We start from the raw sequence: 16186 nt of genomic DNA, 5'->3' as shown, positions 1-16186 counted from the left end.
CCAAAGAAAAAATATGACTGAAATAATCAAGGTTTAGCGCAAAGCCGCCGGAAAGGTGGGAAAAAATCCTGACCTATCCGTCTTTTCGTTGAGTGCCGCATGAGGCGGCCCCTTTTGAAGAGACGGGTAAGCATGCGTTTTCAGTATCCGGCGGTAACGGCCGAAAAGGGCAACGGGAAGAACCGGAGCCGAGCAATATTCCTCACGACGACGGCCTTCGCCGTCCTCTGCGGCGGCATGGAGGCCCCGGCACAAACGGCTCGGACGGCGGAAACGACCACCGAGAGCACCGCCTCGGCGGCAGCCCGCGTTCCCTTCGACATTCCGGCGCAGCCGCTGGCAAGCGCTGTGGGCGCCTTCGGCCGGCAGTCCGGCCTCCAGGTCACCCTCTCCTCCACGCAGGCCGGCGCCATCCGCACCAACGCGGTGATCGGCAGCTTCACGCCGGCCGAAGCCCTCACCCGGATGCTGGCCGGCACGGGCGTGCGCGGCAGCGTCCGGGGCGCTTCCGCCGTCATCAGCCTTGGCGGCGCCCAGGCTCCGGACCTGACGATCACGGACGGCTCGACGGCGCTCGAAGCGATCACCGTCGGAAAGAGCGCGCGCAATGCGGCGACCGGCGCCGGCTTCCAGGGCACGCCGGACTGGGTCTACGAGACGCCCGCGAGCGTCAGCGTCGTCTCCCGCGAGGCCATCGAGAAGAAGCAGCCGCGCAATGCCTATGACCTGTTCTCCGGCGTCTCGGGCGTTTCCGTCGCCGGCGCAGCGCAGAATCCCGGTGTCGCCATCAATGTCCGCGGCCTCCAGGACCAGACCCGCGTGACGACGACGATCGACGGCGCGCGCCAGAACTTCCAGCAGGCCGGACACGGCTACACGTCGAACGTCTATGTCGATCCGGCGCTGGTCAGGACCGTCGAGGTGGAGAAGAACGCGGCCGCCGGCGTCGGCAGCGGCGGCTCCCATGGCGGCGTGGTCGGCTTCCGCACGCTGACGGCCGACGACGTGCTCCTCGAGGGCGAGAATGCCGGCGGCTGGGTCGATGCAACGACGGGCACCAATGCCTACGAGTTCTACGGCTCGGCGGCACTTGCCGCCCGCACCTCCGATGATATCGACATCGTCGCCGCGCTCAGCCGCAAGCATCTTGGCGAATACGCCATCGGCAAGAACGGAACGCTCGTCGGCAATCCCGGCGGCGACAAGCCGGTCTTCACCGGCTCGGACACCACGTCGGGCCTTTTCAAGGCCGGCCTCGATCTTGAGAACGACCAGCGCATCGAATTCGGCTTCGTCGGCTACGACGCATCCTTCACCACCAGCACGGCGCTCGCGACGCTCCAGAACACCAACCATGTGCGCAACCTGACGGGCACGCTGACCTATACCTGGCAGCCGGACGATCCGCTCTTCGACCTCAAGGGCCAGCTCTGGTGGAACCAGACGGAAAACCGGCAATGGCGCTCCGGCCGCAACGACTACGGCGAGTTCGACGTCAAATACGGCCTGACCACCTACGGCTTCAATCTGGAGAACACCAGCACGGCCGAGCTTCCGGCAGGCGATCTCACCTTCCACTACGGAACGGAAATCTTCCTCGACCGCGCCGGCGCGGACGCCGTGAACCACGATGCCGGCGATGCGGACAACACATGGTGGTTCACCGGCCCCAATCCCAAGGGCGACCGCTGGCTTTCGAGCACCTTTGCTTCAGCGAAATACGAACACGAGGAATGGCTCGAGGCATCGGTCGGCGGCCGGTACGACTATTACAAGATCAAGGGCTCATCCGTGATCGATGGCGGCCAGGTCCAGACGGGAACCGAAACATACTGCACTTACCAGATTCCGAATGGCCCTTGCCTAGGCTGGGCCACGCGCCCGATCTACAGCGATGTCATACATGATATAGACATCGATCAATCCGGAGGGCATTTCTCCCCGGAGGCGCTGATTGCGGTCAAGCCGTTGGAAGGCTTTCAGGTCTTCGGCAAATATGCAGAAGGTTTCCGCCCCGGCACGCTCGGCGAAATGCTGCTCGGCGGCTCGCATATCGGCAATCTCATGGACTATGCGCCGAACGCGAATTTGAAGCCCGAGACTTCGCAGACCTGGGAAATCGGCCTCAATCTCAAGGCCGACGATCTTCTCACCGGCGGCGACAGTCTTCGGTTCAAGGCCGCATATTTCGACAAGACGGTCGATAACTATATCGCACTGGGAACGGTGAGCGGCAGCCCTGCGGTCGGCGGGCAGTCCAGCAGCTACTATGCCTACACCAACCTTCTCGGCGACTCCCGGCTGCGCGGGGTCGAGATCGAGGGGAACTACGATGCCGGCCCTTATTATGCCGGCGGCTCCTTCACCTACACGAAGGGTGATTTCTCGACGACCTACAGCGACGACCCCTGGGGCAACGCGACATCCACGGGCAACGGCACGATCCTCTATGTCTCGGTCGCTCCGAAATACCGCTTCACGGCTGATGTCGGCGTCCGGTTCTTCGACGACCGGCTGAATATCGGCGCGCGCGCGAACCGCGTCGTGCCTTCGGAGCAGCTCGGATTGTTCTCGACCACGTATCGGGCAAAGCCCTTCACCACCTTCGACATCTACGGTTCCTGGGATTTCAATGAGAACGCCTCGCTGCGCTTTGCCGTCAACAACCTGACGGACGTTGCCTATGTCGATCCCATGAACAGTTCCGACTTCCCCGCTCCCGGCCGCACGGCGACCCTTTCGCTCAAGGTTCGGTTCTGAGCTTCCATCGCGCCAGGGTCCGCCAGATCCGAAGCGTGAGACCGACTGCGTCCGAGACCCGGAGGCAGTCAACCCCTAGAAAGGAAAGCAAATGGCAACGATCGATTTCAACGACGCCAACAATGACGGCGTGGGCATCAATTTCCTCTCCTATCTCTCGAACTGGGACACCAACTTCACGCCCGGCTACTACGGCTTCTTCTCCGACAATCCGAGCGACTTCGTCGGCAACCAGTTCGCCGTCGCCGACAGCAACAGCACGACCGTCGCCGGCGTGGGTAGCGCCGATACGGTGGTGCTGGATTCCGGCAGCGCCGACGACCTCTACTACGACATGACGTCCCACGTGCTTGCCGGCGCCGTAGACGGCGCGACCTTCGGCCAGGGCCTCGGCTATAATTCGGGCACGGATACCTTCTCCCAGTCCTCCTGGGATATCGATATCAACGGCCTCGGCCTCACGGGCACGGGCCCTGCAAATGCGGTGCACAACTTCGTCTACGGTATCATGCAGGGCGACCCGACCAACCTGCTCAGCGTCCTGAACAGCCAGAACAACACGTTCAACGGCAGCTCGGGCAGCGACGTGCTCTACAGCTTCGACGGGAACGATACCCTGACGGGCAATGGCGGAGCCGACGTCTTCGTCTTCCAGGGCAGCGACGGCAATGACGTCATCACGGACTTCAACGCCGCGCAGGACTTCATCGACATTACCGCATGGGCTGCCGGCAGCGCGCTTTCTGTGAGCTACGCCTACGATGCCGTCAGCGGCCTCTACGACGCCACCGTCACGGACGGCGTCAATGGCAGCATCTCCGTCCAGGACATCGCGAACAGCTCGCTCGTCCTCGGCGTCAACCTGTTCGCCTGAGAAGTTCGCTGTAGTGTTGGTAGCCCCACAGCAGGCGCCGTCGCAGTCTTTGACTGCGGCGGTCGCTTCACCCCTCAGACGAGCATCCGTCGGAATAGCTCTCATCAGTGGCGTGGTCAACGTTCTGGCGCTGACCTCTCCGCTCTTCATGTTGCAGGTCTATGACCGGGTGCTGGCAAGCGGCAGCGTGCCGACCCTCGTCGGCCTCTCGATCCTGGCGGCCGGGCTCTATCTCTTCCAGGCCGGGCTCGACATCATCCGCGCCCGCATCCTCCTGCGCATCGGCGAGCATGTCGACGGCGTGCTGTGCGGCCGGGTACACGATGCCGTGGTGCGCCTTCCCCTTCTCGCGCGCATGCCGGGCGACGGCCTCCAGCCGCTGCGCGACCTTGACAATATGCGCGGCTTCCTTTCGGGCCAGGGACCGACCGCCTTCTTCGACCTGCCCTGGATGCCGCTCTATCTCGGCATCTGCTTCCTCTTCCATTTCTGGATCGGCATGACGGCGCTCGTCGGGGCCGTCATTCTCGCGCTCCTCACCCTTCTTGCCAATGCACTGTCGCAAAGGCCGGTGCGCGACGGCATCGCCCACAATATGGCCCGCAACGGCCTGCTGGAAGCCTCCCGCCGCAACGCCGAGGTCGTGCAGGCCCTCGGCCTCGGGGCGCGGCTGGAGGCGCGCTGGTGCCGGGCAAATGCGGACTATCTCGACGCCAACCGCCGGGCCGGCGACATAGCCGGCGGCCTCGGCAGCCTGTCGAAGACGCTGCGCATGATGCTGCAATCGGCTGTGCTGGGCGTCGGCGCCTGGCTGGTGATCGAGCAGCAGGCGACCGGCGGCATCATGATCGCCAGCTCCATAATGGTGGGGCGGGCGCTCGCCCCGATCGATCTGGCGATAGCGAGCTGGAAGCCCTTCCTCATGGCGCGGCAGAGCTGGAAACGCCTCCAGGACCTGCTCGGCAGGATCCCGCCCGTCCCGGAGACCATGGCGCTCCCCGCACCGCAGAAGGAGCTGCGCGTCGAAGGCGTCACCATCCTGCCGCCCGGCGAGAGGAAGCCCACCGTGACCGGCATCGGCTTTTCCATCCAGGCCGGCAGCGCGCTCGGCGTCATCGGCCCCTCCGGCTCGGGCAAGTCCACGCTGTCGCGTGCCCTCGTCGGCGCCTGGCCGGCGGCCGGCGGCAAGGTGCGCCTAGACGGCGCCAGCCTCGACCAGTGGGATCGCGAGGCCCTCGGCCGCCATATCGGCTACCTGCCGCAGGGCGTCGAGCTCTTCGACGGCACGATCGCCGACAATATCGCCCGCTTCGAGGAGGACCCCGATCCCGAGGCCATCGTCGCGGCCGCGCGGGCGGCGGGTGCCCATGAGCTGATCCTGCGCTTCGAGGACGGCTACGGGACGCGCATCGGCGAAGGCGGCTCCGCGCTCTCGGCCGGGCAGCGCCAGCGGATCGGGCTCGCGCGGGCGCTCTACGGCGATCCCTTCCTCGTCGTGCTGGACGAACCCAACGCCAATCTCGATGCCGAGGGCGAAGCGGCGGTCGTGCGCGCCATCGCCTCGGTGCGCGAGCGCGGCGGCATCGCCGTGGTGATCGCCCATCGCCCAAGCGCCATCGGCGCGGTCGACCATCTCCTGATGATGGAGGGCGGGCGCCAGAAGGCCTTCGGCCCGCGCGATGCGGTGCTGGGGCAAGTGCTGAAGCCCGCGCCGGCCATGACCGGACGCGGATATCCGGCGGGCGGCTTCGCCATGACGCCGCTGCGCGTCGTCGCCAGTCCTGCAAGCGGCCGCGAAGCGGAAACCACGGAGACGCCCGATGCCCAATCCTGAAACGATCGCCGCCGCCCGCTCCATTCGCCGGCACATGGCGGGCGGGCTGCTGGTCTGCCTGCTGCTCGTCTGCGGCGGGGGCGGCTGGGCGGCGGTCACCAGCCTTGCCGGCGCGGTGGTGGCCTCCGGCCATTTCGTCGTCGATTCCTACGTCAAGAAGGTGCAGCACCCGAAGGGCGGCGTGGTCGGCGAAATCCTCGTGCAGGAAGGCGATGCGGTCAAGGCCGGCGCGGTCGTCATGCGCCTCGACGCCACCCAGACGCATGCCAACCTCGCCATCGTCACGAAGCGGCTGAACGAGCTTCAGGCCCGCCTCGCCCGGCTGGAGGCGGAGCGCGACGACCGTGAAGCCATCGCCTTTCCCGCTGGCCTGCTGGAGCAGGCGGCCGGCGATCCGGACGCCGGCGCGGCGGTGCGCAGCGAAACCCGCCTGTTCGAGTTCCGCCGGCAATCGCGCGAGGGCAAGAAGGCGCAGCTTCGCGAGCGCATCGAGCAATACGGGCATGAGATCCAGGGGTTGAAGGCGCAGGAAGTCGCCTATGCCAGCGGCCTCGACGTGCTGCGCTCGGAGATCGCCTCGCAGGAGGGCCTGCACGACAGGGGCATTGTCTCGGTGCAGCGGCTGAACAGCCTCAAGACGCAGGCCGCCACCTATGACGGCGAGCGCGGCGAGAAGATCGCCTTCCAGGCGCAGGCCGAGGGCAAGATCACCGAAACGCGCCTGCAGATTCTCCAGGTCGATCAGGATGTGAAGACCGAGGTCGGCCGCGAACTGCGCGAGATCCAGGGACAGGTCGGCGAATACGTCGAACGCAAGGTCGCCGCCGAGGACGATCTCCGGCGCATCGACATCCTCGCCCCACAAGCGGGCATCGTCCATCAGCTCGCCGTCCATACGGTCGGCGGCGTCATCAATCCTGCCGAGCCGGTCATGCTGATCGTGCCGGAGGGCGACGATCTCGCGCTGGAAGTGCGTATCCAGCCGAAGGACATCGACCAGATCAGGCCCGGCCAGCGGGCAGTGCTCCGCCTCTCGGCCTTCAGCCAGCGCACCACGCCGGAACTCGACGGCCGCGTCTCCCGTATCGCTGCCGACCTCACCACCGACGACAAGACCGGCCTGTCCTTCTATCTCGTGCGCATCGCCGTCCCGCACACGGAGCTATCAAGGCTCGACGGCCTCGCCCTCGTGCCCGGCATGCCGGCTGAAGCCATGATCCAGACCGGCGAACGCACCGCGCTCTCCTATCTCGTCAAACCCCTCTCCGACCAGATCAACCGCGCGTTCAGGGAGGAGTGAAGTCGCACCCCGCTTATCCGAGCTAGGGTTGATATTAGGCACGTTGAGTTTCGTGAGCTCGTTTCGCAAATCCTGCCAATCGAAATAGCAGGCTTCAGATAGGCTGATATCCCAGCACGCCCTGCTGCTCGATGCTCACCTCTGTACCGATCGGCATGATCTTGAGGCTCACGATGACCTTCATCTGGCCTGGAAGGTTGGGATCGTCGAAACTGTTGGTGTAGACGAGATGCTTGCTGGGGACGAATTTCAGACAGGTGCCGCCGAAGGCGTGGCTTTCACCCGAAGTTGCGGAACGATGGCCTGGAGCTTCGGCCCGCGGATCCACCCATCCGTTATGTGTCGGGCAAGCGCGTCGGGTTTCGCTCGGGTCCCTCAACGACCGATAGCAAGCCGGGCGGATATTCGCCGGTGTGTTTCCCCGGCGATGTCACAAAAGCGATGATCGAGGCGTTCAGGGAGCGGTAGCCCTTTGAGCGGCGGGCGCTGGCGGGTGATGGAACCTGTTTAAGATCTGTTGAGATAGTCCAACAGGCGCGCACTTCGGTGGTGTGTCGTTTTCTCGATGGCTCACGCCTTGAAGCGCTCGAAGGCGGTGAGGCGCCGGATCGGAGGATCAGCGTCGGGCCAGCGGTAGATTTCAGCGCGCAGGTAGCGGAGTTCTTCGTCGAGCATGTCATCGGCCACTTCGACCCACCAGGATTTTGGCCGCCCGTCGCTTCCGTCCGACCATCGGTAGCCGCGGGCCTTAAGGTGGTCCTTCATCTCGAAGGGACTGTGCTCGGCAAAGATGCGAACCCGCGAGCGCTGGCTTGTCGCGAACAGTTCGGCGAACGGTGTGTTGCCCTGGTCCGGTCCGCCCTGGGCCAGAACCTCGAGCAGCGCGAAGCAGTCGTCGACGGCACGGTGCCCATCATGGAAGTAACCTGCCTGCCCGATGAGGTAGCCAAGCTTCGTTCCCTCGAACCCCCGTGCCGACCAGTCGATTTCGGAGACCGAGCAAGCCCATGCCTTCGGCGCGAAGACCGGGGAAAAGGTTTCACAGAAGGGACGGTCGAAGCCGGCGTTGTGGGCGATGATCAGATCGGCAGATTCGATCAGGGCCCGTACCCGGGCGATGTCGATCATCTGACCGGCCACCATGGTGTCCGTGATGCCCGTCAGCCGCGTGATGTCAGCAGGAATGGCGACACTCGGTTGCTGCAGTCCGCCATAGACACCGGTGACATCGCCGATGTTTCCGGCCGCGTCGAAGCTGAAGGCGACGATCCCGATCTCGATGATTTCGTCCTTGCGGGGGTTGAGGCCTGTGGTCTCCGTATCGACGATGACACCACGCAATGGAAAGCCGGGCCGCGGCGCATTCGCGATGGTGCGCGGCTCCAGTTTCCGCAGAACGCGATAGCGGCCGGTTCCTTCGAGCCGGCGCACCATATCGAACTCATCCTGAGCACCTTGCACGCCGTCCCTGGGGACGGACTGGGCCTTCACTTCGGGTTCCCTCGCCTTCCCCGTTCCGAACAAGTCGAACTGCTGCTTCATGCCACCCATCTCGCATTGGCTAGCGCATAACGCCGCGCGCTTAAGGGCTTCTTATAGAGCCTGCAGTGAACATTCGAAACTAGCGGATGTCGAAGCCGCAAAACAGGGCTGCGCTTGCTGCCCGAATTCTGAATCGGGTATGGGAGGCGGCTTGCCCTTCTCGATATAGTCGAGGGCCTTGTCGCGCTGAGCCTTGAAGACCATCGGCCCGAGCTGCGTCGCCTCGTCCATCGGATCGCCGATCAGGATCTTTTTTGTGCGTTCCTTGACGCGCGACAGGAATTTATCCTTGGTGCCCTTCTGCACGAAGACGCGCGTGCCGTTGGAGCAGGCCTGTCCCGTCGAATAGAAATTGCCGAACATCGCGCCGCCGATGGCGCTTTCGAGTTCGGCGCCGTCGAAGACGGCGTGCCGACGGTATCCTCGACATACTCGCCGTCGATGAAGTGCGAGGCTTTCAGTTGGGCTTTGAGCATCAAACAAGCCTCCTCCTGAACGTGGTGATCTGGACGGTTCGCCAGATAGAGGGATAAAAGGGCCTGCCCTCGCGGGCAGGCAGGTTCCATTCTCGGGAACGGAGAGAGCGGGGGAGCTGGCAGCTCACGAGCAGATGAGCGTCCGATATCATTCGACCGATCCGCTCTCGTGATACCTGTAGAGGTTGGTTATCGGCTCGATGACGGTCCAGACGCCCTTGATATCGGGTTCGATGGTGACGAAGTCGTCCGGTGGAATTCCGAGCCTTGTGTCGTCGGCGAACGCGATCTCCGCACGCCCGTCCATGACGCAGAAGGACACGGCACGATCATAGTGAATTTCGAAGGGCTCACCGGCGGCGGCCTCCCATTTCGTTCAGGAGGCCACTTCCCTCTTGACCTCGAGTGTGGCGCATGTCCGCTGAATATGTCCCGTCTTGATGTTACGATCCGACTGCATGGTCACGATGCTCCTCGGGCACGGCTTTGTAGTAGGGAACCTCCAACGCAGGCAGCGGTGCCCGGCCTCGGATGAGGTCGGAGGCTTTCTCCGCGATCATGAAGGTGGTGGCGTTGATGTTCGCGCTCGGGATGGAAGGGAATGGCGAGCCCTTTCTCTCCCGTCTGATGCGCGTCGTCGACAGGTCGTTTCCCGGTATCGAGTTGAACGTCATCTGCCAGATGAGCTTCCGGCTGCAGAAGCTCCTGGAGTACCGCAAGCTGGATCTCGCCATCGTCACGCTGCCGAACCAGAAAAGCCATTCGACGCTGCTAAGCCAGCCCAAGCTGGTCTGGGTCGCCGCCGGCGACTACGTCGTGCCCTGGCCGATGGCCTTCTATGCCGAAGGCTGCGCATTCCGGGCCGCCGCGGTTGCCGCACTGAAGAAACACGGCCACGCTGACCGCAAGGTCCTCACCACAGCATCTGGCGAGGTCATTAAAAGCGCGATCAACTCGGGACCCGCCATCACGGTGATGGCGGAGGGGACCGTACCGCCGGCCTTCTCGATCCTCCCGGCAAAATCAGGCCTTCAGGATCTCCCGCACAGCTGCATCCAACTGGTCGAGCGGGAAGACGGCCTGTCGCGGGCCGCCCTTCAGGTCAAGAATTCGATCATGAAGCTTCTTGGACGTGGCGGCTAACTAAATCGGCTCTTGAGCGATGTCGAACCGACGGCCCCGCCGTTGTTCCGCGTCGATCTCATCCGAACTCTTAAGACGTCAAAGACTTAGAACCCCAGTCGAAGCGATTGGGATCAGGCGGCAGAGATATAGAGCGATTGATTGCCGGCTTGCTCACTTCACGACGTTATGCACGGGGCGCCCCCGGAGCGGCGTCGCGGCTTCTATAGCCAAGAGTGAAAGCCTTGTTCCTAGTACCGGCTGACTAAGTTGAATCCTCCGCTCCTATTCGTATTTTTCGTATACGAATATTCTTGACGTGCCTGAATTTCCGGGTACGAATAATCCCATGAAGATCGTATGGGACGAGCCGAAGCGCGAAACGAACATTGCCAAGCACGGCTTGGACTTCGCGGGCCTGTCTTTCGAGTTCTTCCTGTCCGCCAAGGTCGTTCCGTCGACGGATGGCCGTCACCTCGCCATCGGCGAATTCAACGGCATGATCATCATTGCCGTCGTCTTTAAGCTCCTCGGCTCGGAAGCCCTCTCCGTGATCTCGATGCGACCGGCCAGCACCAAGGAAAGGAAGCTGTTATGACCAACAAGTTCTCTTCCAAGAGGCCCCTCACCCCAGAGGAGGAGGCTGAAATTCAGAAGATGATTGCCGCCGACCCGGACAACCCGGAACTGACCGAAGAGCAACTGGCGAAGGCCAAGCCTTTTGCTGAGGTGTTCCCCGGTATGGCGAAGGCTATGGAGCGGGAAGTTGCCAAGCGAGGCCGACCCCGTGCAGACGATCCTAGAGAGGCTGTTACCCTACGGCTGCCGCGATCCGTCCTTGAGCGCTGGAAGCGTGACCCCGATTGGCGGACGAAGATGGTGGAGGCCCTAAAAAGGGCTGCCGGTTGAGGTTCATCTGAACCTACACACTCCAGGCACGTTGTCACTTGGCAAGCACAAGGAGAGCAGCATGGACGACGACCTTATTTCCCGCCTCACTGCCGAGAGTGCCGACTTGCGATCGAGAGCACTGGAAATCGACAAATCTAGCGGCGAACGCGATACCGCCATGCTCATGAAGAGCTTGGCAACCGCCATGGAAGCTATCCGAGCCCTTGCCGCGACTACGGGACGATTGGATGGCCCTCCCGGGCTCGGCAAGAGTGGCGACTGATGAAATTTGAGAAGCCGGGGGGGTAAGCTGCTTTCGCGCGGCACAGGGCAAGGCCGGCCATTGCTGATCGAAATCGACGAAGATGACGGGCCTCAAGGACTCCGCTCTTGGATACGCTTATGCGGCTGTTAAGACGAGACGTCAGATCATCAAGCGCTGAGTACTTATTCTGATTCTTGTTCAGGTATTGACCAAAAGCGAACCTTCGATTTTCAATTTCGAAGATAGGAGACCGACTACCAGCTCACATCGCCGCCATTCGGCGAGATTGTTTGGCCCACCATGAAGCTTGCTTCCTCGGACGCGAGGAAGACGTAAGAGGATGCGATCTCCTCCGGTCTCGCTATTCGACGGATCGGAAGCTGTTGCTGTTTCCATCGCCGCCATTCGGGGTCACTGGCGCGCCAGGTAGCCGTGTCGGTCGGGCCGGGGCATACGCAATTGACAAGGACGCCCTTGGCTGCGACTTCCTGGGCAACGGCGGTGGTCAGCGCGACCACCGCCGCTTTCGTGGCACTGTAGACAGCCGCCCCCGCCGCCGGCTTGTGCGCCAGTTGGGAGGCGGTGTTGATGATGCGACCATATCCTCTTTCCAGCATCGGCGGCAGGCCGTGCCGCAACCCGAACGCGACACCGCGCAGATTGACGTCGAGAAGCCTTTGCCAATCGACCCAGTCCAGCGCGGTGAAATCGCCCGGCGGCTGGCCGATTCCCACATTGTTGACGAGAATATCGATACTTCCGTATAGCGCGACGGTCGTTTCTACGGCCGACGCGACATCCGGCTCGACCGTCACGTCGCATTCAACGGAGAAGGCTCCGCCCCCGTCCGTTGCGATCTCCGCCACGAGGGCCGCGCGTTCGGCCTCGTGGCCCCGGTCGGCAACGACAACGTTTGCGCCCTCACGCCCGAAGGCGAGCGCTACGGCGCGGCCGATACCGATCGCGCCGCCGATAACCAGCGCATTGCGTTTCGCAAGCCGGGGCATGCGGAACCCTCCTCTCCCGCAATCAGGCCGCGGCGGTAACCATGACCTCGACCGTATACTGGGGCGCCGCCAGTCGTGCCTCCACGCATGCTCTCACCGGCGCGCAGCCCTCCGGCAGCCAGGCGTCCCAGACCGCATTCATCTCATCGAAAGTACCGATATCCGTGAGCCAGATCGTCGCTGTCAGAATCCGGCCCTTGGCCGTACCCGCTTCCGCGAGCAATCCGTCGATGCGCGCCAGGATATCGCGGGTCTGCTCGCGCACGCTGGCGCCGGGCGCGCCGCTCGCCACCTGGCCGGCGAGGTAGACCAGGCCACCATGTTTGACGATCTGGCTCATGCGCTGGTTCGTGTAAGCGCGTTCGATGGTCATGTGTCTGCTCCTGAAATTGCGTTGTCTGGTCAGGTGAGGGATTCTTCGCGGCCCCGAACGAGCTGGGAAAGCGCCACGGCGATCACCAGCGCGCCGCCGTAGAAGAGATCCTGAACGAAGGTGTCGATGCCGAGGATGGACAGGCCCGTGATGCCGGTAACGAGGAGATAGACCGCGATCATGGAGCCGAGCGGATTGAAGCGCCCCGGCGAGATCGCGGTCGCCCCGAGATAGGCGGCGGCAAAGGCCGGCAGCATGAGCTGCGTTCCGGAGTTCGGATCCGCCGAGCCGGAGGTGCCGGCGTAAAGCACGCCCGCGATGGCGGCGAAGGCGCCGGAAGACATGAAGCAGATCAGCCTGACGCGCGTGACGGGAATCCCCGAAAGCCGCGCCACTTCCCGCCCGCGCCCGACGAACAACGCCTTGCGGCCGAACGACGTGAACTCGACGACATAAAGAAGGAGCAGCGCGAGGACGAGCGCATAGTAGAAGGCGAGCGGAATGCCCAGGAACCGCGTGAGGATGACCGCGTTGACGAGTCCCCAGTCAACGCCGCCGATCGTCCGCGAGCTGCTGATCCACAGCGTCAGTCCATGCAGGAACGTGCCCGTGCCGAGCGTGACGATCAGCGAGTGAATCCGGAAATAAAGGGTGAAGAACGCGTTCAGCAGACCCGTGAGGACGCCCGCAGCCACCGCGGCCATGATCGCAAGCCCGATTGGCCAGCCATAATTGACGTTCAGAACGGCGATGATCATCGACGAAAGCGTCAGCACCTGCGCGATCGACAGGTCGATATCGCCCGCCGTCAGCGGAATGATCAGTCCCAGCGTCAGGATCACCAGCACTGCCTGGGAGCCGAATATGCTGGAGAAATTCGGCCAGGTCAGAAACGTCTCGGGCGCGATCGCGCCGAAGATCGCGATGATCAGCAGCCAGGCGATCAGGAGCGCGAAGCGCTCGAGCTCCACAAGGAAGCGGCGCCGGCCGTGGCGCGGGACGTCATGGCCCGCAGGGGGATTTTCTGTGACTGCTTTGCTCATCGGGGATTCTCTTCCAGAAGGGCGGGTGCCGCCTCGAGCGTACCCGCAAGGCTGTCGAGGCAGCTTTCGGTGATGGTGGTCTTGTTCACGTCGGCGCCCGTCAGGCTCGCCACGACCCGGCCATGGCTGAAGACGAGGACGCGGTCGCAGATCATCTCGAGCTGCTCATGATCGGAACTGGCGCAGATGACTGCCGCGCCGCGGGCTGCCGCGTCCCGGATGAAGTCGTAGACCTGATGGCGGGCGCCGACGTCGACACCCTGCGTCGGCTCGTCAAGGAGGATGACCGCGGGTTCCGTCTGAAACCATTTGGCCAAAACGACCTTCTGCTGATTTCCGCCGGACAGTTCACGGATGAGGCGCTCGGGATCGCGGGGGCGGACGTCGAAATCCTCCACCAGTCGGGCGGCGTGGCGTGCCACCTGAGCGGCGCGGATGAAGACCGTCGGCAGCGAACGGCCTAATGCCGGAAGGGCGATGTTTTCGGCAACCGTCAGCCCCTCCGCGATCGCCGCCTTCTGACGGTCCGCGGGAACGAGCACCATGCCGCGATCGATCGCCGCCGCCGGCGTCATGCCGGGAAGACTTACCGTCTCGCCCGAGACCGTGAACGTGCCGCTTTCAGCCTTCTCGGCTCCGTAGAGATAGTAGGGGACCCGATCATAGCCCGATCCCACGAGACCGGTGAGCCCGAGCACCTCGCCAGCCTTCACCTCCAGGTCGAGCGATGCCAGTTCGGCCGCCCGAAGGCCATGAACCGATATCGCCAGCTTCCCCTGCGGCTTCGCGGACACCGGCCGTTCCGAGGCGAGATGGCGCCCAACGATCGCAGCGATGAAATCGGCCTTGCTGGCTTCGGGGGTCGTCAGGGTGGCGGCGATGCGTCCGTTGCGCAGCACGGTCGCGCGGTCCGTCAGTTCCTTGACCTCGTCCACGTCGTGCGAGACGAAGATGATGCTGGTCCCCTGCCCCGCAAGCGTGCGGACGAGCGCGAAAAGCCGCTCGACATCCACGCGCGACAGGAACGGCGTCGGCTCGTCGAGAATGAGGAGACCACCCTTGCCGCCCGTCGTCTCCATGATCTCCCTGAAGGCACGGATGATGGCGACCAATGCACGCTCGACCGGAACGAGATCGCTGACGGGCAGGCGCGGATCGATGTCCAGGCCAGCCTCGGCGAGGATCGCGGCGGCCTCGCGATGGGCCGCGCCCCAGCGGATGAAAGGATTGGCCTGCCGCACGAGCCGACGCGCCAGCAGGTTCTCCGAGACCGAAAGCGACGTGACAAGGCCGAGCGCCTGGTGCACGACGGCGATGCCGTACCGGTTGAACTCGCCGGGCGGCAGCGGCAGAGGCAGATCCACCCCCGCCAGCATCACCGCGCCACCGTCCGGCGCATAGACGCCGGAGAGCATCTTGATGAGCGTCGACTTTCCCGAGCCGTTATGGCCGAGGAGGCCATGGATCTCGCCATGGCCGACCGTAAGCGAGACATTGTCGACAACTTTTGAACCGCCGAAGGACTTCGTCAGTCCTTCGACGATCAGATTGGCGGACCTGGACCCCGCCTTGGCCATTATTGCAGGCCCCAGAGCTTGCGGTAGCCGGCGAGATACGCATCGCCATAACCGGTGGAGATCTGCGGCGGCTTTCCGGCGGTGTCCGCGTTCGAGGCATCGAAGATGTAGAGCGGTACCTTGGGATCCTCGACCGGCGGCAGGCCGCACAGCATGCGCATCTCGGCATCGACGATGGCATGGGCGACCCAGTCGATGCTTTCGCCGATATCCATCTCGACTTTGCCCTGCTGGACGAGTTGCAGCACATAGGGGCTTCCGTTGAAAGTCGCGATCTTCACGCGGTTCGCCGACTGCGTCAGTTCCACGGCCGGAACGACGAACTGCGCCATGCCGTCATAGATCGGCAGGATATAGTTGACCGAAGGATCGCGCAGCAGCGCCGACTGAACCGTGGACTGCATCCGGGTCGCCCAATCCGTCACCGGCACGTTGATGTACTGGACCTTGCAGTCCTCGCACTCGTCCATCACCTCCTTGATGCCGTTCTGCAGGGAGTTGGCCGAGAAGGAATCCTCGGCGACGATGGCAAGGACGTTCGCCTTGCCCTGCGTCTTCAGGATCGCCCACTGCGCCATGAGGCGGCCGGCCTGGGTATAGTCGATATGCACGTTCTGGAACGGCTCCGGGGCCGGTGTATCGAAGCCGGAGGCATGCGCCGCGACGACCTTCAGCCCGGCCTGATCGACCTGCATGGCCTGCGGAAGCAGGACGCGCGGATCCGACATCAGCACGTCCACGAGATCGTAGCCCTGCGTGACGGCCTGATTGATACCCTGTATCCATTGCGATGGCTGGCCCTGTGTCTGGTAGTGGTCGTACTGGAAGCCGATTTCCTTGGCGATCTCGGTCATGCGGGTGGCCACGCCACCGGTGAACTCGACGGCGCTGGAGAACGACACCACCATCAGCTTCTTGTCCGCCATGCAGGTCTTGGCATCGAAGGGCTCGCCCGCGGGCACGAAGGCCGGCAGCTTCTGGTGCTCGGCGATGGTGGCCCCGATGGCATCGAGATCCGCCGCGCCGGCCGTAACCGGAATAGCGGCCATGGAGGAGAAAAGTGCGAGCCCCGCAAGGTTCGTGAGAAGTTTCGTCGTCATCTGCTTTCCCTCTGGATGAACC

Annotated in this window: 16 protein-coding genes and 1 pseudogene; 8 read left to right on the top strand and 9 right to left on the bottom strand. The window is 63.6% G+C overall.

The window, feature by feature from the left end:
* The first annotated feature begins 132 nt into the window (after nt 1-132).
* From ShzoTeo12_RS19940 to ShzoTeo12_RS19925, 4 genes are all read left to right on the top strand, one after another.
* Complete coding sequence (locus ShzoTeo12_RS19940; protein WP_318913846.1) at nt 133-2760, top strand: TonB-dependent receptor; 2628 nt, start codon at nt 133-135, stop codon at nt 2758-2760.
* 91 nt (nt 2761-2851) lie between these two features.
* Nucleotides 2852-3634, top strand: coding sequence for a hypothetical protein (locus tag ShzoTeo12_RS19935; RefSeq protein WP_318913844.1), 783 nt, complete (start codon nt 2852-2854; stop codon nt 3632-3634).
* Nucleotides 3635-3746: 112 nt separating this feature from the next.
* Nucleotides 3747-5468, top strand: a complete 1722-nt coding sequence (locus tag ShzoTeo12_RS19930) for a type I secretion system permease/ATPase (protein WP_413251182.1) — start codon at nt 3747-3749, stop codon at nt 5466-5468.
* A complete protein-coding gene (locus ShzoTeo12_RS19925; RefSeq protein WP_318913842.1) occupies nt 5455-6768 on the top strand; it encodes an HlyD family type I secretion periplasmic adaptor subunit in 1314 nt (437 codons plus the stop codon). Before ShzoTeo12_RS19930 ends, ShzoTeo12_RS19925 begins: the two co-directional genes overlap by 14 nt.
* 94 nt (nt 6769-6862) lie before the next feature.
* Here ShzoTeo12_RS19925 and ShzoTeo12_RS19920 read toward each other — a convergent pair whose 3' ends face one another.
* The 4 genes and pseudogenes from ShzoTeo12_RS19920 to ShzoTeo12_RS19905 all read right to left on the bottom strand — a co-directional run bounded on the left by ShzoTeo12_RS19920 (nt 6863) and on the right by ShzoTeo12_RS19905 (nt 9108).
* On the bottom strand, nt 6863-7096 hold the full coding sequence (locus ShzoTeo12_RS19920) for an SRPBCC domain-containing protein (protein WP_318913840.1): 234 nt from the start codon (nt 7094-7096) through the stop codon (nt 6863-6865).
* A 242-nt stretch (nt 7097-7338) separates the two neighbouring features.
* A complete protein-coding gene (locus tag ShzoTeo12_RS19915; RefSeq protein ID WP_318913838.1) occupies nt 7339-8310 on the bottom strand; it encodes a 3'-5' exonuclease in 972 nt (323 codons plus the stop codon).
* Nucleotides 8311-8460: 150 nt separating this feature from the next.
* Nucleotides 8461-8715: pseudogene (locus ShzoTeo12_RS19910) on the bottom strand (aldehyde dehydrogenase family protein); the annotation flags it as partial.
* 219 nt (nt 8716-8934) lie between these two features.
* Nucleotides 8935-9108, bottom strand: a complete 174-nt coding sequence (locus ShzoTeo12_RS19905; RefSeq protein WP_318913836.1) for a hypothetical protein — start codon at nt 9106-9108, stop codon at nt 8935-8937.
* Between the two features lie 236 nt (nt 9109-9344).
* On the opposite strand from ShzoTeo12_RS19905, the gene ShzoTeo12_RS19900 reads away from it, so the two are divergent.
* The 4 genes from ShzoTeo12_RS19900 (at nt 9345) to ShzoTeo12_RS19885 (ending at nt 11082) form a co-directional block, all read left to right on the top strand.
* The gene (locus tag ShzoTeo12_RS19900) at nt 9345-9929 is read left to right on the top strand and encodes a LysR substrate-binding domain-containing protein (protein ID WP_318913835.1); all 585 of its coding nucleotides are present in this window, start codon (nt 9345-9347) and stop codon (nt 9927-9929) included.
* 328 nt (nt 9930-10257) lie between these two features.
* Entirely contained in the window at nt 10258-10506 is a 249-nt protein-coding gene (locus ShzoTeo12_RS19895; RefSeq protein WP_318913833.1) for a BrnT family toxin, read from the top strand.
* Nucleotides 10503-10817 carry a BrnA antitoxin family protein gene (locus ShzoTeo12_RS19890; protein WP_318913831.1) on the top strand — a complete coding sequence of 105 codons (315 nt, stop codon included), beginning with the start codon at nt 10503-10505 and terminating at the stop codon, nt 10815-10817. The genes ShzoTeo12_RS19895 and ShzoTeo12_RS19890 overlap by 4 nt, the downstream gene beginning before the upstream one ends.
* Before the next feature lie 61 nt (nt 10818-10878).
* On the top strand, nt 10879-11082 hold the full coding sequence (locus tag ShzoTeo12_RS19885; RefSeq protein WP_318913829.1) for a hypothetical protein: 204 nt from the start codon (nt 10879-10881) through the stop codon (nt 11080-11082).
* A gap of 236 nt (nt 11083-11318) precedes the next feature.
* On the opposite strand, the gene ShzoTeo12_RS19880 is transcribed toward ShzoTeo12_RS19885, so the two are convergent.
* The 5 genes from ShzoTeo12_RS19880 to ShzoTeo12_RS19860 are packed head-to-tail and all read right to left on the bottom strand — an operon-like array spanning nt 11319 to nt 16164.
* Nucleotides 11319-12071, bottom strand: a complete 753-nt coding sequence (locus ShzoTeo12_RS19880; RefSeq protein ID WP_318913827.1) for an SDR family NAD(P)-dependent oxidoreductase — start codon at nt 12069-12071, stop codon at nt 11319-11321.
* Between the two features lie 22 nt (nt 12072-12093).
* A complete protein-coding gene (locus tag ShzoTeo12_RS19875; RefSeq protein WP_313192324.1) occupies nt 12094-12444 on the bottom strand; it encodes a RidA family protein in 351 nt (116 codons plus the stop codon).
* A 29-nt stretch (nt 12445-12473) separates the two neighbouring features.
* The gene (locus tag ShzoTeo12_RS19870) at nt 12474-13487 is read right to left on the bottom strand and encodes an ABC transporter permease (protein ID WP_313192323.1); all 1014 of its coding nucleotides are present in this window, start codon (nt 13485-13487) and stop codon (nt 12474-12476) included.
* Entirely contained in the window at nt 13484-15064 is a 1581-nt protein-coding gene (locus ShzoTeo12_RS19865; protein WP_318913824.1) for a sugar ABC transporter ATP-binding protein, read from the bottom strand. Before ShzoTeo12_RS19865 ends, ShzoTeo12_RS19870 begins: the two co-directional genes overlap by 4 nt.
* On the bottom strand, nt 15064-16164 hold the full coding sequence (locus ShzoTeo12_RS19860; protein WP_318913822.1) for a sugar ABC transporter substrate-binding protein: 1101 nt from the start codon (nt 16162-16164) through the stop codon (nt 15064-15066). The genes ShzoTeo12_RS19865 and ShzoTeo12_RS19860 overlap by 1 nt, the downstream gene beginning before the upstream one ends.
* Nucleotides 16165-16186: the final 22 nt, after the last annotated feature.

Origin of the sequence: Shinella zoogloeoides (genome assembly GCF_033705735.1) — a bacterium.
GTDB lineage: Bacteria > Pseudomonadota > Alphaproteobacteria > Rhizobiales > Rhizobiaceae > Shinella > Shinella zoogloeoides_A.
The sequence above is the reverse complement of the archived record's forward strand: the minus strand, read 5'-3'. Positions and strand labels throughout refer to the sequence as shown.